Source organism: Pontibacillus chungwhensis BH030062, from assembly GCF_000770675.1.
GTDB lineage: Bacteria > Bacillota > Bacilli > Bacillales > BH030062 > Pontibacillus > Pontibacillus chungwhensis.
In genome coordinates this window covers 62,156-81,282 of sequence record NZ_AVBG01000015.1, presented here as the reverse complement: position 1 = coordinate 81,282, position 19,127 = coordinate 62,156, and the positions used below count along the sequence as shown (strand labels likewise).

At 40.1% G+C, this 19,127-nt stretch carries 18 protein-coding genes; 15 read left to right on the top strand and 3 right to left on the bottom strand.

Annotated elements, in window-relative coordinates; genetic code table 11:
• Positions 1 to 92: 92 nt before the first annotated feature.
• Positions 93 to 554, bottom strand: a complete 462-nt coding sequence (locus tag N780_RS16320) for a GNAT family N-acetyltransferase (protein WP_232299559.1) — start codon at positions 552 to 554, stop codon at positions 93 to 95.
• A 330-nt stretch (positions 555 to 884) separates the two neighbouring features.
• On the opposite strand from N780_RS16320, the gene N780_RS16315 reads away from it, so the two are divergent.
• The 11 genes from N780_RS16315 (at position 885) to N780_RS16265 (ending at position 12,338) form a co-directional block, all read left to right on the top strand.
• Positions 885 to 1,499, top strand: coding sequence for a TerD family protein (locus tag N780_RS16315; protein ID WP_036786574.1), 615 nt, complete (start codon positions 885 to 887; stop codon positions 1,497 to 1,499).
• Between the two features lie 30 nt (positions 1,500 to 1,529).
• Entirely contained in the window at positions 1,530 to 2,111 is a 582-nt protein-coding gene (locus tag N780_RS16310) for a TerD family protein (RefSeq protein WP_036786571.1), read from the top strand.
• Between the two features lie 125 nt (positions 2,112 to 2,236).
• The gene (locus tag N780_RS16305) at positions 2,237 to 2,815 is read left to right on the top strand and encodes a TerD family protein (protein WP_036786569.1); all 579 of its coding nucleotides are present in this window, start codon (positions 2,237 to 2,239) and stop codon (positions 2,813 to 2,815) included.
• Positions 2,816 to 2,833: 18 nt separating this feature from the next.
• Positions 2,834 to 3,625: a TerC family protein gene (locus tag N780_RS16300; RefSeq protein WP_036786567.1), complete on the top strand. Its 792-nt coding sequence runs from the start codon at positions 2,834 to 2,836 to the stop codon at positions 3,623 to 3,625.
• A gap of 63 nt (positions 3,626 to 3,688) precedes the next feature.
• Complete coding sequence (locus tag N780_RS16295) at positions 3,689 to 4,831, top strand: HpcH/HpaI aldolase/citrate lyase family protein (protein WP_036786565.1); 1,143 nt, start codon at positions 3,689 to 3,691, stop codon at positions 4,829 to 4,831.
• Positions 4,767 to 6,134, top strand: coding sequence for a phosphoribosyltransferase family protein (locus N780_RS16290; protein WP_036786563.1), 1,368 nt, complete (start codon positions 4,767 to 4,769; stop codon positions 6,132 to 6,134). Before N780_RS16295 ends, N780_RS16290 begins: the two co-directional genes overlap by 65 nt.
• 11 nt (positions 6,135 to 6,145) lie before the next feature.
• Positions 6,146 to 7,240: a cysteine protease StiP family protein gene (locus tag N780_RS16285; protein WP_036786561.1), complete on the top strand. Its 1,095-nt coding sequence runs from the start codon at positions 6,146 to 6,148 to the stop codon at positions 7,238 to 7,240.
• Between the two features lie 7 nt (positions 7,241 to 7,247).
• Complete coding sequence (locus tag N780_RS16280; RefSeq protein ID WP_156969213.1) at positions 7,248 to 8,258, top strand: helix-turn-helix domain-containing protein; 1,011 nt, start codon at positions 7,248 to 7,250, stop codon at positions 8,256 to 8,258.
• Positions 8,255 to 9,895 (top strand): YceG family protein, encoded by a 1,641-nt coding sequence (locus N780_RS16275; RefSeq protein ID WP_052115130.1) that lies wholly within the window; start codon positions 8,255 to 8,257, stop codon positions 9,893 to 9,895. Before N780_RS16280 ends, N780_RS16275 begins: the two co-directional genes overlap by 4 nt.
• 4 nt (positions 9,896 to 9,899) lie before the next feature.
• Positions 9,900 to 11,012, top strand: a complete 1,113-nt coding sequence (locus N780_RS16270; RefSeq protein ID WP_052115129.1) for a toxic anion resistance protein — start codon at positions 9,900 to 9,902, stop codon at positions 11,010 to 11,012.
• A 162-nt stretch (positions 11,013 to 11,174) separates the two neighbouring features.
• A complete protein-coding gene (locus N780_RS16265; protein ID WP_232299558.1) occupies positions 11,175 to 12,338 on the top strand; it encodes an acyl-CoA dehydrogenase family protein in 1,164 nt (387 codons plus the stop codon).
• A 132-nt stretch (positions 12,339 to 12,470) separates the two neighbouring features.
• Here the strand turns inward: N780_RS16265 and N780_RS16260 are convergent, their stop codons facing one another.
• A complete protein-coding gene (locus tag N780_RS16260) occupies positions 12,471 to 13,727 on the bottom strand; it encodes a BaiN/RdsA family NAD(P)/FAD-dependent oxidoreductase (RefSeq protein ID WP_036786558.1) in 1,257 nt (418 codons plus the stop codon).
• 114 nt (positions 13,728 to 13,841) lie between these two features.
• On the opposite strand from N780_RS16260, the gene N780_RS16255 reads away from it, so the two are divergent.
• Both N780_RS16255 and N780_RS16250 read left to right on the top strand, forming a co-directional pair.
• Positions 13,842 to 15,491, top strand: a complete 1,650-nt coding sequence (locus N780_RS16255) for a putative polysaccharide biosynthesis protein (RefSeq protein WP_036786555.1) — start codon at positions 13,842 to 13,844, stop codon at positions 15,489 to 15,491.
• A 12-nt stretch (positions 15,492 to 15,503) separates the two neighbouring features.
• The gene (locus tag N780_RS16250; protein WP_036786552.1) at positions 15,504 to 16,232 is read left to right on the top strand and encodes a pseudouridine synthase; all 729 of its coding nucleotides are present in this window, start codon (positions 15,504 to 15,506) and stop codon (positions 16,230 to 16,232) included.
• Between the two features lie 71 nt (positions 16,233 to 16,303).
• On the opposite strand, the gene N780_RS19590 is transcribed toward N780_RS16250, so the two are convergent.
• Entirely contained in the window at positions 16,304 to 16,522 is a 219-nt protein-coding gene (locus N780_RS19590; RefSeq protein ID WP_084599682.1) for a DeoR family transcriptional regulator, read from the bottom strand.
• Positions 16,523 to 16,690: 168 nt separating this feature from the next.
• On the opposite strand from N780_RS19590, the gene N780_RS16245 reads away from it, so the two are divergent.
• Positions 16,691 to 17,713 (top strand): potassium channel family protein, encoded by a 1,023-nt coding sequence (locus N780_RS16245; RefSeq protein ID WP_036786550.1) that lies wholly within the window; start codon positions 16,691 to 16,693, stop codon positions 17,711 to 17,713.
• Complete coding sequence (gene pepV, locus N780_RS16240) at positions 17,710 to 19,122, top strand: dipeptidase PepV (protein ID WP_036786548.1); 1,413 nt, start codon at positions 17,710 to 17,712, stop codon at positions 19,120 to 19,122. The genes N780_RS16245 and pepV overlap by 4 nt, the downstream gene beginning before the upstream one ends.
• Positions 19,123 to 19,127: the final 5 nt, after the last annotated feature.

The window sequence follows — 19,127 nt, the reverse complement described above, 5'->3', positions numbered from 1 at the left end:
GATGGTAGTCGGGGTTTCACCCCCGCAAGAGTAGGACGCCGCCATGCAAAAGTAAACAATGACTCAAATGATGAGTCATTGTTTTTTTATGTTTATATATTCTTTTTTAGCATGACCATATCAGTTGCCTGAATACCATATTCTACAATTGGTTCATTATAAGAACTAAAGAAATCTTTTTTTATGGTATCGAATCGGAACCCTGCTTTTTGATAAAAGGCTATATTCCCAATACTAGAATTTGCTGTTCCCACAATCATACTTGTGTAACCTTTTCTTTTGTAGGATATTGAAAACTTCTGAATTAGCTCCTTTCCCATTCCATCCCCTCTTTTAGTATGTATAAGAGCCATATTCTTAATTTCCACTTGCCCTTCAGCAGGAAAAGTAAAGAGAATAACCCCTACTGTTTCATAGTCTTGTGTAATTTTATATAATTCTCCTTCGTGTATATACTCCCGGATTTTATCTTCGCTATCATCCGCTAATTTTAACAAAGGGAAAAGATTTTCCCGATTTCCTGAATCCACAAAGCAAATGTCGTATCCTCTCACCATGCTTCCTCCATTCATCGTTTTTCGACAGTCCTACTATCAAGTGCCTATTGATAAAGAAAGGGTAACATAATTTGTGATCCGTTGAAATGTGAAAGGATCTTATACAAGATTCCCAAGCTTCTCGTAACTTTTGTGCCCAATTGAAAAAGTTCAAATAAAATATAAAAATATGAAACGATCTAGCAAGTTAAACCGTAATACATATTGATACTTAAAAAGCCACATATAAGTGTGCTGATTTGACAAAATTATCAACAAACTGTATTGTCGAGATGTGGATCACGCAAGCGTGACATATGGTTGTACATTATTAAGGAGTGTGAGAATTTGGCTATTTCATTACAGAAAGGTCAACGTGTTGATTTAACAAAAAGTAATCCAGGACTCAAGAAAGTAATGGTAGGTCTTGGTTGGGACCCAGTTCAGAACTCTGGCAAAAAAGGTGGACTCTTAGGTGCACTATTTGGTGGAGGCGGGGGCGGTCCTGAAATTGACTGTGACGCATCCGTTATCATGCTAAAAGATGACAAATTCGTACATAAAAGTGACCTTGTGTACTTTGGAAATCTAAAAAGCTCAGATCAAAGCATTACTCACACTGGAGATAACTTAACTGGAGCAGGCGAAGGCGATGATGAACAAGTGTTTATTAACTTAGATCAAGTGTCTGCTGAATATAATAAACTCGTATTCGTTGTGAATATCTATGATGCGAAAAAACGTAATCAAGATTTCGGAATGATTCAAAATGCTTTCATTCGTATTCAGAACGATCAGAATAGCGAGGAGCTTATCCGTTTTAATTTAACGGACAATCATACTGGTAAAACAACGCTCATACCAGGCGAGCTATACCGTGACGGTAAAGAATGGAAGTTTGCTGCTGTTGGCGAAGCAACGAATGACGTTTCCCTAAGTGAGATTGTGCAGAAGTACTCATAAACTAATAAACTATTAAAGGAGAGAATGAACATGGCTGTAAGTTTACAAAAAGGACAAAAAGTTGATTTAACAAAAGGTAATCCAGGACTTAAAAAGATAACAGTAGGGCTTGGCTGGGATGTTAATAAATTTGATACAGGAAAAGATTTTGACTTAGATGCATCTGTTTTCTTATTAAATGATTCTGGTAAAGTTCGTTCAGATCAAGATTTTGTTTTCTATAACAATAATACTGGTGCTGATGGGGCTGTTGAACATACTGGTGATAACCTTACAGGTGCAGGTGAAGGTGATGACGAGCAAGTTCAAATTGATTTAAGCACAGTCCCACAAGATGTGCAAAAAATTGCTTTCACAATTACAATCCATGATGCAGAAGCACGCGGACAGAATTTTGGACAAGTCTCAAATGCATTCGTTCGTGTCTTGAACGCAGATAGCCAGGAAGAGTTGATTCGTTATGACTTAGCAGAAGACTTCTCTATTGAAACGGCTGTAGTTGTAGGTGAATTGTACCGACATAATGGTGAATGGAAGTTTAGTGCAATCGGCAGTGGCTACGAAGGTGGATTAGCTGCTTTAGCAACTGACTTCGGGTTAACAGTAGCGTAAACACTTATCGATTAGATGGGGCTGTTCCTCCTGATCAGGACACGTACGCTTATGTCTTAGATGGGAGGGAGCCCCTTTTATATGAGAAAGATATTAGAATTATAGAGAACGAAGGGAGACCACCTATGTCTATTTCACTTTCTAAAGGCCAACGCATCGATCTAACAAAAACAAATCCAGGCTTAACTAAGGCAGTCATTGGACTTGGCTGGGATATTAACCAATATGATAGTGGTGCAAGTTTCGACCTAGATGCTTCAGCTTTCCTAACAGATGCTAATGGAAACGTTCAAAACGATGCTGAGTTCGTATTCTATAACAATTTACAAGACCCAAGTGGTGCTGTTGCTCACACAGGTGATAACCGGACCGGTGAAGGCGAAGGTGATGATGAGCAGCTTACAGTTGATTTCTCAAAAGTCCCTTCTACAGTAGAAAAGGTTGCCATTACAGTAACCATTCATGATGCAGATGCACGAAGTCAAAATTTTGGACAAGTCCACAATGCATTTGTCCGTGTAGCTAACGAAGAAGATGGACAAGAACTAGTCCGTTATGACTTGGGAGAAGATTTTTCTATCGAAACGGCTGTTGTCGTCTGTGAGTTGTACCGTCATAATGGAGAATGGAAGTTTAGCGCTGTAGGAAGTGGCTTCTCCGGAGGTCTTGCTGCATTATGCAGAAATTACGGCTTAGAGGTTTAATCATCTAGGAGGAGAATTATGGAGATATTACAAGGCATATTAGACACATATGCTCAGTTTTTTAACTGGTCCATGTGGGCTGAAGTGTTATCAGACCCAGTAAGCTGGGGGTACATAGGGACGTTAATTATTCTTGAGGGCCTGCTATCAGCTGATAACGCATTAGTGCTTGCAGTTATGGTTAAGCATTTGCCAAATGAGCAGCAGAAGAAAGCTTTATTTTATGGTTTGTTAGGCGCATATGTCTTTAGGTTTATTGCTATCGGTTTAGGTATGTTCCTCATCAAACTGTGGTGGGTGAAAGTACTAGGAGCAGGTTATCTTGCTTGGTTGAGTATTAAGTTCTTTATTGATTATTATAAGCAAAAACAAACTGAAGACGATGCTGAAGCAAATGGCATGAACAAAAATGGCATTCTGGTCCGCACTTTCGGTTTATTCTGGGGTACGGTTATCGGGGTCGAAATTATGGACGTCGCTTTCTCAGTAGATAGCATCTTGGCTGCCTTTGCTGTAAGTGAACAAGTTTGGGTTTTACTTGTCGGCGGAATGTTAGGAGTCCTCATGATGCGTGGTATTGCCGGCGTTTTCTTAAAGCTTCTGCACAATGTGCCAGAGTTAGAAGTAACGGCTCACGTACTAATAGGCTTTATTGCAGTTAAGATGGGTCTAAGCATCGTCCATGTTCATATAGGACACTGGTGGTTCTTCGGCTTTATCGTTGGTGCTTTTGCCATTACATTTATTGTTCACTATATGAGAAAAGGTTCTTCCTCGGCTCAGACTGCAGCCACGGAAGATCATCAATAAAAGGGGGAGCTATTCCTCCTTTTTTTGTATCATTTATTTTGATATTTGAGAGGAACTTGAACTATGAAGCATTTTAACATGTTAACCTCAACTGATTATGGAGAGCTTTTTTACAAGGTCCCTCAGTTCATTGGTCCCTTCTCTCCTAAAAGGGAGATCGCCCGAGCTTTAGGGGCTACTCTTTATATACCTGCTCTTAAAGATCGTATTGGGCATAGGCTAATGTATCAATTGCCAGGCTTGTCCTCAGCAGTACTCTGCTTAGAGGATTCGATTAATGACGAAGATGTTCAAGAAGCAGAAGAGCACCTTATTCAAGAAGTGCGATCGCTTCAAACGCTTGCAATCGAAAAAGAACACCTCCCCTTCTTGTTCATTAGAGTTCGTAACGTTGAACAGATGAAACGGATTGCTCAAGAATTAAAAGAGGTTCTACACATCATAACGGGATTTGTACTCCCTAAATTTTGCCGTCGAAATGGTCTCACGTATTTACAAGAACTCCAGTCAATTAATGAAGCATTGGATTTGCAGCTCTATGCGATGCCAATTATTGAAACAGAAGAGTTTCTGTATAAAGAAACGCGTCTAGAAGAAATGAATTCGATTCGAACGTTATTTGATGAGTTTCAACACCTTATCTTAAATATTAGAATCGGTGGAACTGATTTGAGTGGGATCTATGGTATGAGGAGAAAATTTGACAGTACGATCTATGATATTTCTTTGTTAAATGATTTTATTGGAGATATGGTCAATTTCTATGGAAGAAATAGTGAAGAGTATATGATTTCAGGACCTGTTTGGGAGTTCTTTGATAGGAAATATTCTGATACACACACAGCCATTACGGAAGGGTCTCCTTATGTCCATGGATTTATTGAAGAAATTCAAAAGGATCAGCTTAACGGACTATGTGGAAAGACGGTTATTCACCCTTCTCATATTCAGCTGGTTAACGCCATGCATGTTGTGTCAAAGGAAGATTATAGCGACGCGCTTGAGATTGTACATAAAAACGGAGAAGGTGGGGAGAACGGGGTATCGATTAGCCCTTATGCGAACAAGATGAACGAAGCCAAACCACACCTTCGTTGGGCCAGAGAAATAATTATGAAATCAAATGTATACGGGGTGTTCCATGAAGACAAATCATACGTTAACTTACTCGAAAAAGAAGGTGTTCCCATTTCAAATAACGGATGACCTCCTAGTAACAGTACAAGAAGAGTCCAACCCTTTTGATTTGGACATGAATGAACTTTTTTGTATGGCAGCACGAATAAATAAAAAAAGAAGCTTCCTTTTTGTTAGTAAGCTTCTAGGTAAGCACATTCCTGTAGAACCTCAAAGAGCTCTTGATACAGGAGCTTTGCTTGCTGCTCTTTATCAAAAAAGAGTGCTTGGGATGGAGCATTCTTCACGTTCTGAATGGGTTGATTCCGTAGCGAATCACAAAACGAATCAAAACCGTGATCGTTCAGCTCAAATTATATTACCGCAACGGCACTTGTTTATTGGTTTTGCTGAAACGGCTACGGCCTTAGGTCAGTCAGTATTTGAAAACTTTCAAAACGCTTATTATATCCATTCCACAAGAGAAGTGTTAGATGGTGTTGAACCTACTTTTGAATTCCAAGAGGAACATTCTCATGCTACAGATCAAATTTGTTATGGAAATGAGGAGTTGTTCCAAACTGATGATCCGATCGTTTTAGTGGATGACGAAATTACGACTGGTAAAACAGCTCTTAATATTATTGAAGCTCTTCATGGGACTTTTCCTCGCAAGGAGTACACGGTTCTCGCTATTTTAGACTGGCGTTCTAAAGAACATAGACAACGATTTCTTGAGTTAGAAGAAAGATTGGGGATTACCATCCATGTTTTAAGTCTTGTCAGTGGGACGATTGAAGTTAGCGGTGTACCCAACCTAACATCTATGTCAGAAGAGTTTAACCCTTTAACTGAAGCCGAGGTGCGGACGTTAAAAGTGAAGCCAACTTTTCCTTACCAATCTGATGAGTACACACACGCTATATCCACAGAAGGGGAAAGAACAGAACGTTCCTACTTAACGCATTCAGGGCGATTTGGGTTAAGTAGTGATGGTCAATATGTACTTGAAAGGTCATTAAAAAGACTAGGAACTTATCTATCTATGGTCCGCAAAGGAAAATCAACCTTATGTCTTGGTACGGGTGAGTTTATGTACATTCCTATGAAAGTAGCCTCTTTCATGGGAGAGGATGTTCGTTATCAATCTACCACTAGGAGTCCGATTCATGCGCTTCCCCGTGAAGGATACGGAGTCAGGAATGCTTACCATTATCCAAGTCCTGACGATGAAAGCATTGCACACCACTTTTATAACATACCTTATAAGCACTATGATGAGATCTTTGTGTTTTTAGAGCATGGTTTAAGCGGAAAGAACGATCAAGTTTTCATCGACCAACTAAAGAGAACGGGAGCTTCCGTTATTTATCTTGTCGATTTCAGTTCATAGGAGGAGCAAACATGTCTCAAATCAATCATAAAACCGCCGAAGCATTGGGAAGTTATGCTCGTGAAGATGTGCAGTTTCTTCTTAAAAACTTAAACGGTCAGGTGGAAGAAGAAGGCTTAGAAGTCAGAGAGAAAGCTATACAATCGGGTGTTCATTACTCTGAGATGCTTCCTATAGAATACAAGCCGACCAAAGCCTATTTGAACTTATACAAACGAGCATTGGACCATAATAAAGGTAAAGTCGCACATGCGGTTAGCGTAGTCGCTGAACAAATTTTGAAGCGGAACGGAAATGATCTCGTGCTTGTTTCATTAGCTCGTGCAGGAACTCCAATCGGCATACTAGTAAAACGTTATCTCAAGCTATTTCACAAGCTAGATGTCCCTCATTACAGTGTGTCAATCATTCGGGGGAGGGGGATTGATGAAAATGCTATTCATTATATTAGACGAAGCCATCCTGAAGAAAAGGTTCAATTTATAGATGGTTGGACTGGTAAGGGTGCGATTACACAAGAATTATATCAATCATGTAAAAAATTAAATGAACAAGGTCTTTCTATTAATCCTTCCTTAGCGGTGTTGGCGGATCCTGGACATTGTTCTCCTCTTTATGGAACAAGAGAAGATTTCTTGATCCCTAATGCATGTTTAAATTCTACGGTATCAGGCCTTGTAAGTAGAACCGTATTGAACAAGAACTATATTAACGAAAATGATTTTCATGGAGCGAAGTATTACACAGAATTATCAGGTGATGATCGCTCAAACGAGTATATTGATGTGATCACAAAAGAGTTAGAAAAGGTTGAGGGGATAAGTGAGTTTTTGGATCATCATGAATCGGTTCCATCTTGGCAGGGACTTAAGGAAGTTAGAAGTATTCAAGCCAAGCAAGGAATTGAGCAGATTAATCATATAAAACCTGGCGTAGGAGAGACAACAAGAGTGTTACTCCGAAGAGTACCTTGGAAGGTACTCGTAAAGGACCAGGAAGATCCGGCGCTAGGACATATCCTTCAACTCGCCAAAGAGAATAACGTACCGATTGAGGAATATAGGCAAATGTCATATGCGTGCTGTGGCTTAATTAAAAAAGTATGAGGGGATTATGATGTTATTTGTAAGTGATTTAGATAGGACCATTATTTTTTCTAGACGCTTTATAGAATCTGTACAAGAAGAAAGAAGTTATCAGGTGGTTGAAGAGGTAAACGGGGAAGAGCGGTCTTTTATCACGGAAACAGCTCTTCACCTTCTAAATAAAGTACGATCTTCTGTTATGTTTGTTCCTGTAACAACTCGTACAAAGGAACAATATGAAAGAATCCAATTGTTTCAAAGGAATCATATTCCACCTTATGCAGTAGTCGGAAACGGCGCTACCATTCTCAGAAATGGTGAAGTGGACCAAGAATGGCATCATCATGTCTTAAGTAGATGCAGTCAGGAATGTGTGAGCAAAGAGGACGTTCGTGATAAACTAAAAGAAAGCTTTCCAAGAGATTGGTTAAAGGAAGAAAGAGATGCAGATGGATGGTTTTTCTATTATATTATTGACCAAGAGAAGACAGATGAAGAGGCTCTTTATTCTTTCCAGAAATGGTGTGGCACACAAGGGTGGAAGGCGACTTTACATGGTAGAAAGTTTTATTTAATTCCTAACCCGATTAATAAAGGAGATGCCGTGACTTATATACAAGAGAAAGAGGGGCAAACATTCTCTGTTTCAGCAGGTGATTCTTTACTAGACCTTCCCATGCTAAAAGCTACGACTATCGCCTATACCGCAAAGAAAAGTGATCTCGACGTAAGTAAAGAGAACCTTCCGACACTTCGTGTTACTGAAAAGGACGGTATTCTATCTGCAGAGAGCCTCCTGCTAGAAGTTTTATTACTTAGTTCCTCGAACCTTGATAAACCAGAGATCCTTAGTTCAAAGGCAGCATGTACATTGTGGGGAATTGATTCTTCAACTTTACGTAAGCGAAAAGGTGACTTTCCTCCGGGTACCATCCGGAAATTTGGCTCATCCTATGCTGTTACTGTGAGCGGGATGAAAGCGGTCTTTGGCTCGCCTTTACCATCCACATCTTCAATTGAAAGGAGGGTTACCCTGTGACAGAGTTTCAGAATCTTCATTCTACATTAGTAGAAGGGGTCAAGGAGTATAAATGGAAAGAACCCATACAGCAACTTAATGAAAAGCGGGACGGGTATGGTGTGGAAGAAAAGACACTATATATACCGCAATATGTAGCGCAAGTATTGGGTATTACAGAAGACGAGGATGAGTATTACAATGAAATCTATGACCTTACCCATGACGAAGCCTATTCGCGATTGCATTCGTTGAACGTTGAGTTAAATAAGCAAATTGATTCTGATACGTTAAAATCTTTGCAAGAGTTAATCAAGATGCATCAGCAAAATCCATTAACTCCAAACCGATTCGTAGCCTTCCTAGACGGAAAGAAGATCCTCCCAAGGCTGACGAATTCGATTTATAATAAACATATCCGGAAAGTGCTAATGGAAGTATTGTCTCTTTACGGGGATAAACATGCAGGGCAGTTAAAAGACCCTGACTTTCAGCGCGTTATCGTCGATCTAATCAAATGGACCAACAATCATGTTCAGCCGTGGATGGACGAGAGTGTTGGGGAAGGGAACTTACCAAAAGTATTATGGTACGGGGATGCAACAAAGAGTCAAACGTATTTCTTGTATTATTTGTATAGACTCGGGTTTGACTTGGTTCTCTATCATCCTGCTAAATTAAACATTTTTGAGCGCTTTGATCTGGATGTCTCAAGGTCGATCGTCGTTGAGAATGCCTACTCGGCAGATCCAATGTCTTTTCCAACCGAGCGTAAGAAACGGAGTTCGACGGTAGCTTACAAGGCATCTAAGCAAATTGAGCGAGCGATTAATCATGATAATTCCCAAATCTACAAACCGTGGCAGTTCAGAGAGTACATTCCTGCTTCTGTTACAATGAAGACGACGTATGATGAAATCTTTATTCTATCAAAAGAAAAAGCATTTGTTCGTCCCGATTTCTATATTGAAAATCAAACGGTCCACATTCCTTCCATCTTTGCGAAGGTAGTTGGTGTAACGGAAAATCGAAACGAATATTGGTCTAGAGTGCAACAACTATTAGAAGAAGAAAACGCACATCTTGTCAAACAGTTCCCTTTCACCGATGAAATAAAAGGGAATTACCTCTATCACTATCGAAATTCGTTAGATGCAGCTGGCAAGTTAGATGCTTCTAAAATAATGGAAGGGAACTTCTGGCAATACAAACAATTGCCTGATGGATTGCAACGGGGAATTGCACAAGCGATTATTCGCTTGTGCGAACAACACAAACTTCTCCCTCAGAGTGGAGAAAGGGAAGAGGATGTCTCTCTCTACTTGTTTAAGCAAAGCACCCAAATGCCAGATGTGTTTATGCGTCTATTGCAGAAATTCGATTATTCTCAAGATGTTCCAAAGGTGGTCCTATATAATAACGAATATAATGGAGAGTTAACTAGAAGTGACGCTGTACTGCTGCTTTTATTGCATGAGCTAGGAGTAGACCTTGTTCTTTATAGTCCGACGGGGAATAAAGATCTAGAACAGTATGTCGATGATGATGTATTTGACCTCCATATGCTTGATGATATTGTATTTGATTTAGAGTTTAAGCAAAGCTTTGGTATAAAAGATAAGTTAAAATCAAGATTACTAAAATTATTAGGAGAGTGATCATATGGTACAAGGAACTCAAACAGAACAGGACTTGCAACCTGTAGAAGAGAAGCTAACAGAAGATAAGGCGACCGAGATCAAGCAAGAGTTATCAAATGATCCACAAGTTCTTCAATTAAAAGAATCAATTGATGAACGTCAACAGACAGAGCTATTAGCATTTGGTAAAGAGCCTGCCGATGAGATCTCGAAGTTCTCTGACCAAATTCTAGGTACGATGAAGAATTCAAGCATGGAAGATTCATCTGAGATGTTAAAGCAGCTTGGAAAAGTAATGGACAAGTTTGATAAGAAAGACTTCGAGGATTCCAAAGGCGGATTTATTGGAAAGTTCTTCAATCGTAGTAAGAAGATGATTGAAAAGATCTTTGACAAGTATCAAACCTTAGGTGGCGAAATTGAAAAGATCAATATTGAAATCTCGAAGTATCGCGATGAGATGGTTGATAATACTCATACACTAGAAGACATGTATGAGAAGAACTACGAGTTTTACCTTGAATTAGATAAGTATATCGTAGCGGGCCAACTGAAAGCAGAAGAATTAAAGAATGAAGTCATGCCAAAACTTGAGCAGCAAGCGGCTGAAGGCAATCAAAGAGCCTCTATGGAACTTGAAACGGTTCGAAATGGAGTGGAGCTTCTGGACCAACGAATCTATGACTTACAGATGGCTCAGATGGTAGCGTTCCAACAAGCCCCTCAGATTCGTCTTTTACAACGAGGAAATACGAAGCTCGTGAACAAAATTAACTCAGCCTTCGTAACAACGATTCCAATCTTTAAGACGAGTGTTATTCAGGCAGTTGCTGCTAAGCGTCAAAAACTAGTCGCGGACGGCATGAGCGAGCTTGATCGTCGCACGAACGAAATGCTTCAGCGTAATGCTCAAAATGTGGCTCAGCAGAGTACGGAAATTGCCAAGCTTGCTGGTGCACCGAGTATTAAGATCGAAACAATTGAAGAATCCTTTAATACAATTCTTAAAGGGATGGAAGATACAAAAGCAATCGAAGATGAGAACAAACAGCTTCGTGATCAGGGTCGTCAACGTATCCAAGAATTACAGAATACGTACAATAAGAAGAACGATCAACTTAACTCTCCTTCCTAGGTTTTGCTTACTAGAAGCAGGGAATTGTATAGTCATACGAAAAGTAAGATCGCCTCGAGAGCAGAGGCGATCTTTTTTAATGATGCATAGGATGCAATATGTTTTCATAATTCTGATTGGTTTAGTATGATTTGAATAGATCACACCATGGAGGGATCTCGAGTGTTTAAAATCTATGAGCCGTTTATAAAAAATGATCGACATGAATACATTTATGAAAAAGCAGCAAAAGTAGCTGATCTTGCTAAGTCCAGAAGAAAGCAAGGGGATGAAGAAGCAGACTTCCAAATCGAAACACTTCAGGATTTGAAAGAAAATGATTACGTAACGTTAACATTGTCTAAAGAATATGGAGGCGAAGAGGTTTCGTTGTATGAGCTTCTCCTTGCTCAAGAACGCTTGGCCATTGGTGACGGAGCTACTGCTTTATCAATTGGTTGGCATTTAGGCGTTATGATGGAATTAAATGACCAACCATTATGGGATGAAGATGTGTATGACAAGTTAGCAAGAGAAGTATCTACAAAGAAGAAAGTGGTGAATCGTGCAGCTTCTGAACCTGCTACAGGAAGTCCTACAAGAGGGGGAGTCCCTGAAACGAAAGCTGTGCCAACAACATCTGGATATAAACTGACGGGACGCAAGACGTTTACTTCTATGGCGACTCTTCTCGATTACTATATCGTTTCAGCTTATGTAGAAGACAGAGATGCTGTTGGCTGGTTTTTAATCGATTCTAGCAAAGAAGGCATTGAGATCGAATATACTTGGGACACTGTAGGCATGAGAGGGACGGGGAGTCACGATCTTGTTCTCAATGAAGTGATCTTATCATCTGAGGATTTAGTAGAAATGCAAGGGGATAAGAAGGGAGGACCTAAGGGGTGGCTTTTACACATCCCAGCTGTTTACTTGGGTATTGCTATAGCGGCTCGTAACGATGCGATTGAATTTGCGAAAGGTTTTCAACCCAACAGTCTTGATCGCCCAATATCAGAAGTTTCTCATATTCAAGATAAAATTGGAGAAATGGAATTGAAGTTACTTGAGGCTCGGAGCTTTATGTATTCTGTAGCAGAGCAATGGGATCAATATCCAGAAAGAAGAGAAATACTGGCTTCTTCTCTTGGGGCGGTGAAGACAGTAGCCACCAATGCAGCAAATGACGTAGTAGATTTAGCTATGCGTATAGCAGGAGGGAGAGGGTTATCAAAATCCTATCCGTTTGAGCAGTATTATCGGGACGTTCGAGCTGGGCTTCATAATCCGCCCATGGACGATATGGTGATACAAAATATGGCTGAAGCGGCTATTAAGGAATTATAGCCAGCCCCCTTAGTACTGATGAAATGTAACGCTCCCATTCACGATAAATTGTCTCAGTTTAAATATAAACAAAGCTTAAATAAAAGAGGGTGTCTCGCTCGTCGCGAAGCACCCTCTTCGTCTATAATGATACTATTGGTATGAATCGTAAGCTGCATACGTGCCGGCAATTCGACCTGTAACAAGTGCTGAGGTAATATTATATCCGCCCGTATAGCCGTGTATATCTAAGATCTCTCCGCTAAAGTATAAGCGATCAGTTTTCTTTGAAGCCATCGTATTTGGGACGACTTCTTTAACGGAGACGCCTCCTCCTGTAACGAAAGCTTTTTCGATTGACTGTGAATCTTGAACATGAAAAGTGAACTGTTTAAGGTCTTTTACAAACCCTTGAAGCTTTTCGTTCGACGTATTTGTTGCACGGTCTTCCAGACCAATATCGTTTTGAGTTAATAGCAGCTCGAGGTATCGTTCTGGAACCCATCCTTTAAATATGTTCTTCACACTCTTCTTTGGGTTCTCATCCATTAACTTCCTTGCTTCTTCGAAAATTACATGTTCCTTCTTATCTGGAAAACAGTCAATTTGCATAGGAACCGGTCGATGCCCTTTCTTAAATTCTTTAACTACATACTGAGAACAACGGAGTACGGCCGGTCCGCTAATGCCGAAGTGTGTAAACAGCATGTCCATTTTGTGTGTTACAATAGTCTTTCCTTTTTTATTGAGGACGGATAAAGCGACGTCACGCAAGGCTAATCCTTGTAGTTCTTTACTTTGGATAAATGGTTCTTGGCTAAGAAGTGGAACTTCTGTTGGATATAGGTCTGTGATTACATGCCCAGCTTTCTCTGCCCATGCGTATCCATCTCCTGTTGAACCGGTATGAGGGACAGATTTGCCTCCCACAGCAATAACAAGAGACTTCGTTTCGATCTCTTCTTTAGAAGCCAAGAGGATTGTGTGGTGGCTCTCTCCATAATTTACCGTTTCGACTGGTGTATTTTTCATAACTGTGATATTTAGCTCATCCATGCGGGTTAGGAGGGCATTGACGACATCTTTAGCTTTATTGCTCGCAGGGAACATTCGGCCGTGGTCTTCTTCTTTCAATTCCACCCCTAGATTCTCAAAGAACTCGATGATATCGTAGTTATTAAATGTCGAAAAAGCGCTATAAAGGAAGCGGCCGTTACCAGGAATGTGTTTAATAACCTCATCCTGGGGTAAACGATTGGTTACGTTACAACGTCCTCCACCTGAGATAGCGAGCTTCTTTCCGAGCTTCTTGCCTTTATCAATTAAGAGGGTATTGGCTCCGTTTTCGGCAGCGGCAATGGCTGCCATTAAACCGGAAGGGCCTCCCCCTAGTACGGTTACATCATACATATAAGTTCGTCCTTTCTATATACAATCTGATTTTGTAATCAGAATGAAATCGATGTTCACTCTATCTATGATAAAATAGATCCATTGCAAACTACAATAAATGCAGGTGAAAATATGTCAGGATCTACATTATTACGTGGCACAATGCTACTTACAGCAGCCACATTTTTATCTAAACTTCTTGGGATGATTTATGTCATTCCCTTCGAAGCGCTTGTGGGGGATACAGGTGGTACACTTTTAAGCTTCGCATATATCCCATATACTATTTTCATAAGTATATCAACGATTGGTGTACCATTAGCTGTTTCGAAGTTCGTCTCTAAATATAATGCTCTCGGTGATTATTATACAGGCCGACGGGTGTTTAAAGCTGGTATGAGCTTAATGGCGATTACCGGAGTTCTTTCTTTCATTATTATGTACTCTAGCGCAGGCTTGTTAGCTGAATTTTCTATATCCGATGACGCTCAAGGGATTACGAAAGAAGATGTTACTCAGGTTATTCAAATGATTAGCTTTGCTTTACTTATTATACCTGGAATGAGTATTGTTCGTGGTTTTTTCCAGGGCTATGAATATATGGAGCCAACTGCTTTCTCGCAAGTGGTTGAACAACTCGTTCGTATTGCTTTCTTATTGATCTCTGTGTACGTTGTGATGGAATTGGGGTCTGGTGACATTCCAACAGCCGTCAACTTTGCATCCTTTGCTGCCTTTATAGGGGCCATAGCTTCTGTGGCTGTTCTTTGGTTCTTCTGGCGCAAACAAAAACCAATGCTAGATGAGCGTATTGAACAACAACAAGAAACTGTGGATATTTCGATGCAATCGTTGTTTAAAGAATTATTAACTTATGCCGGGCCGTTTGTTTTAGTTGGGCTTGCGACTCCGCTTTATCAGCAGATCGACAGTCTTACCTTTAGCAGGGCAATGGCTGAAGCCGGGAATGGAGAAATTGCAGAGAAATTATTTGGGATTGTAAATTTATATAGCCATAAACTAGTTATTATTCCAGTAACGCTTGCTACAGGGTTATCGCTAGCCTTGTTACCAACGATTACAAAATCATTTACTGAAGATCGACGTCAGCAATTAAATAATCAGTTGAACCAGGCTTTACAAATTATTATCGTTTTAATATTTCCAGCTGTCGTAGGAATATCAGTCCTATCCTACGAAGCATATGGAACATTCTTCGGGGTTACTATAGGTGATAGTGGAACGGTTGGTATAGAGCAACAAGGGAACTTACTGCGCTGGTATGCACCTGTGGCTATGTTTTATGCTTTATTTACTGTAACCTCTTCCATATTGCAAGGGCTGAACAAACAGCGTTTTGCGGTTATTAGTTTAGGAGCAGGTGTTCTACTAAAATTAATCCTTAACATTCCTTTTATCCACTGGTTCGGGGCTAAAGGGATCATTTTGACCACTGGAATTGCTGCTTCCACAGCTGTTGCCCTAAATTTATGGAAGATCAGATCGGCTGCGAACTTTTCTTATAAACAAATTTACAAAAGAAGTTTGTTTATTATAATCTTGACAATCCTGATGACTGTCATTGTGTTAGTCGTTAAATGGTTGTTAAGTTTAACTGGTTTAAGTTATGAAAATGGTCGTTTCCAAAGTCTCACTGTGTTACTTATAAGTGCAGGTGTTGGTGGATTATTCTACCTATGGGTAGCTTATCAGACGACCTTATTAGAAAGAGTATTAGGGAACCGAGTCAAAGTGCTTGATCGCTTCCTGAAAAGGAAGTAAGGAGGAAATAGTGTGAGAATTGATAAATTGTTAGCGAATATGGGTTATGGAACTCGTAAAGAGGTAAAGAAAATCCTTAAATCAGGTGTTGTGCGAGTAGACGCTCAACCTGTGAAAGATGCTAAAACGCACGTTGATCCAGAACAGCAAGAAGTAACTGTTTTTGGGGAAACTGTTGATTATAAGGAATTTATTTATTTGATGATGAACAAGCCTCAGGGTCTTATCTCTGCTACGGAAGACCAGCATGATACGACAGTGATCGATATCCTGCAACCTGAAGACTCTGTATTTGATCCATTTCCTGTGGGAAGATTGGATAAAGATACAGAAGGCCTTCTACTAATTACAAACGACGGCAAGTTAACACATCAGCTTCTTTCTCCTAAGAAAGATGTAGGGAAAAGATATTATGCTTTAATTGATGGAGAGGTAAACGAAGACGATGTGGAGTCTTTCAAAGCGGGTGTTACGCTAGACGATGGATATAAAACAAAACCTGCTGAGTTGACCATCCTCCAATCGGGTGAAGAATCCGAGATTGAACTTGTTATTACAGAAGGGAAATTCCATCAGGTGAAGCGGATGTTTGAAAGTGTCGGGAAAACCGTCACGTACCTGAAGCGAATGAGCATGGCAGGTCTTGAACTAGATGAAGATTTAGAGCCAGGGGAATACAGAGAATTAAATGACGAAGAGATTCAATTCCTGTATGAGCAAACTGGTCAAAAAAGTGAATGAGAGAGATAAAAGAGACCCGGATATACGTACATCCGGGTCTTCCTTTAGGAAATTATGTTTCCGATTACTGACTATGATATCTTGACTTTTTTTCTCGTTATAGTCCACTTTCCTCGATTCGGACTTTCAACCAATCCATTGTATTGCAAAACGTGCAGGTCGCGTTGGACCGTTCTGTGTGTAATACCAAACTCTTCTGATAAGTCTGTTGTTGATACCGTCCCGTGCTCTCTAATAAACAAATAGACAGCCTTTACTCTACTTAGCATACGGGTAGTTGAACGATTCAAAAAACCACTCCTTAGAGATTGTTTTAGATGTGGTGCCTGTGAATCTTGGAAGTTGACTTAATTTTACTACATTTCGTTATATAATAGCCAGTGTATCAACTTAAATTTACAGAACCTTCACTTTATTAATAAAGTGTAACCAAGGTGTAAAAAAAGAGGGAGGTTTCCATGAATTTGATAAGAAGAATTATATTAAAAATGATTAAGATTAATAACCAGCTATTGTTCTTTAGCAGTGTTGCACTTGTGTTTCTCTCTTCTCTCCTAATTAGGTGGATAGAACCTGAAACGTTTCCGACATTGTTTGATGGATTTTGGTGGGTTATGACAACTGTTACAACAGTGGGATATGGGGATTACTATCCTGTCACTGTTGGTGGTCGACTAATTGCGATCTTTCTGTACATTGTAGGTATTGGGCTGATCGGTGTCGTCATTGGGAAAGTCGTTGATGGTTTAACTGTGTTTAGAAAAATGAGAGAGGATGGAACGATTGTGTACAAGGAAAAAGGTCATTACATTATTATTGGGTGGTCTCAAAAAGCCGCATTTGCAGTAAAAGAAATTTTGGCAACAAAGCCTGACACGGAGGTTGTCATCATTGATACAATGGAAAAAGCACCTCTGTTAGCAGAAACCATTCACTATGTTCGCGGAAACGCTGCTTCACCTAGTACGCTACATCAAGCAAATATAATGGAAGCAGAAGCGGTTCTTGTATTTGCCGATGATGAGATACATAATTCGCAATTAAAAGACGGAAAGACACTGTTGATTTCATCCACAATTGAATCGCTAAATCCAGAAGTACACACCGTAGTAGAAGTGATAGAAGAACATCACATTCGTAATTTCGAGCATGTGAATGTTAATGAGTTTATTTTTTCTAATGAAACGATCTCATCTTTAGCGGTTCGATCTGCATTTATTAAAGGCATTTCTGGTGTCTTCAGTCAGTTATTGCATCGCGAACAAGGAGACGATTTGTATCATGTTCCTACTAAATCTAGTTGGAAGACTTATCGAGATGCATTCCAAGACTTACTTAGCTACGGTGCCACATTAATTGCAGACCGTCAGAACCTCAGTATCAATCGGATGTTAGATGAACAGATTCCGGGGGATGCAGAATTGTATGCGATTTGTGATGTTGAGACGTATAATATTATTCTTAAGGAGGTTAAGAAATGACGATACAATTTGAGAAAGATCATTTAAGTACTCTTCAACCTTTTTTCCTGGAACACTTACAAGAGTTATTGAGATTCCCTAGTATGTATGATCCAACTACGATTCAAACAGGCGCACCATTTGGAACATCCATTCAAGATGCCTTACATTATATGCTTCAATTGGGTGAATCAGAAGGGTTTGTCACAAAAGATGTAGAAGGGTATGCCGGTCATATCGAGTGGGGTCATGGTGAAGACCTCATAGGAGTTCTAGGACACCTTGATGTCGTACCTCCTGGGGAAGGATGGTCTCATGACCCATTTGATCCTTACGTTAAAGAGGGGAAATTATTCGCACGCGGCACTCAAGACGATAAAGGTCCCGTGATGGCTGCTTTCTTAGCTATGAAGTGGTTAAAGGATATGGGAGTTAAGCCAAAGAAACGTATTCGTCTTATTCTTGGGACGGATGAAGAAAGAGGCTGGGCTTGTATGGATCACTACTTCAGTAAAGAGGAAATGCCTGTAGTAGGTTTCTCACCTGACGCTATGTTTCCCGTTATTCACGCAGAGAAGGGATTAATAGACATGGAAGTCACGAAGCAGATTGACGTGGATCACTCCTCTTCTCTTGATCTCGTTCACTTTCATGGAGGGGAACGTTTAAACATGGTTCCTTATAAAGCAACGGCTCGAATAGAAGGAGAATCAGAAGAAGAGATTGATGCTTTATTTGAAGATTTTCTACTACAGTCCAATTATGAGGGTTCGATTGTTGAAGAGAACAATGGTTATTCCCTTACAGTCACAGGTAAATCCGCTCACGCAATGGAACCTAGGAACGGTATAAATGCGATTGTAGGTTTAGCAAAGTTTCTAGAAACACTTCCGTTCTCTCAATCAGTACGAGAACTTATGAATTGGGTCGCATATCACTTTGAAGACGGACGGGGAACGGCCTTTTCCATTAACTGCGGTGACCAAATGTCTGGGCCATTAACGATGAATTTGGGCACTCTATCATTTGTAGATAGTGTTTGTAATGTAGGAGTAAACACGCGCTATCCTGTAGCCGTTCCATTTGATGAATGGTTCCAAGTGTTTACCAAAGAATTAGATAAAGACGGAGCTTCAGTAGATATAGTAGAACATCTAGAACCTATCTATCTACCTAAAGACCATCCATTTGTCCAAAAGTTGTTAGCGATCTATGAGAAACATACTGGTGAAAATCTTGAGCCACTAGCCATTGGTGGAGCAACCTATGCAAGGGCATTGAATCAAGGAGTTGCCTATGGTGCGATGTTCTCTCATAGCCCCGATACGGCCCATAATGCAGATGAACACATTTTAATAGACGATTTACTACAAGCAGCTGCTATTTATGCGGAAGCATTGTATGAACTTGTCACAAGTGATGAAGATTAAAGAAG

Coding starts and splice junctions, on each gene's coding strand:
- N780_RS16255 (WP_036786555.1), top strand. CDS start 13,842: ATGTCAGGATCTACATTATTACGTGGCACAATGCTACTTACAGCAGCC.
- pepV (WP_036786548.1), top strand. CDS start 17,710: ATGACGATACAATTTGAGAAAGATCATTTAAGTACTCTTCAACCTTTT.
- N780_RS16305 (WP_036786569.1), top strand. CDS start 2,237: ATGTCTATTTCACTTTCTAAAGGCCAACGCATCGATCTAACAAAAACA.
- N780_RS16245 (WP_036786550.1), top strand. CDS start 16,691: ATGAATTTGATAAGAAGAATTATATTAAAAATGATTAAGATTAATAAC.
- N780_RS16300 (WP_036786567.1), top strand. CDS start 2,834: ATGGAGATATTACAAGGCATATTAGACACATATGCTCAGTTTTTTAAC.
- N780_RS16270 (WP_052115129.1), top strand. CDS start 9,900: ATGGTACAAGGAACTCAAACAGAACAGGACTTGCAACCTGTAGAAGAG.
- N780_RS16280 (WP_156969213.1), top strand. CDS start 7,248: ATGATGTTATTTGTAAGTGATTTAGATAGGACCATTATTTTTTCTAGA.
- N780_RS16310 (WP_036786571.1), top strand. CDS start 1,530: ATGGCTGTAAGTTTACAAAAAGGACAAAAAGTTGATTTAACAAAAGGT.
- N780_RS16285 (WP_036786561.1), top strand. CDS start 6,146: ATGTCTCAAATCAATCATAAAACCGCCGAAGCATTGGGAAGTTATGCT.
- N780_RS16295 (WP_036786565.1), top strand. CDS start 3,689: ATGAAGCATTTTAACATGTTAACCTCAACTGATTATGGAGAGCTTTTT.
- N780_RS16260 (WP_036786558.1), bottom strand. CDS start 13,727: ATGTATGATGTAACCGTACTAGGGGGAGGCCCTTCCGGTTTAATGGCA.
- N780_RS16290 (WP_036786563.1), top strand. CDS start 4,767: ATGAAGACAAATCATACGTTAACTTACTCGAAAAAGAAGGTGTTCCCA.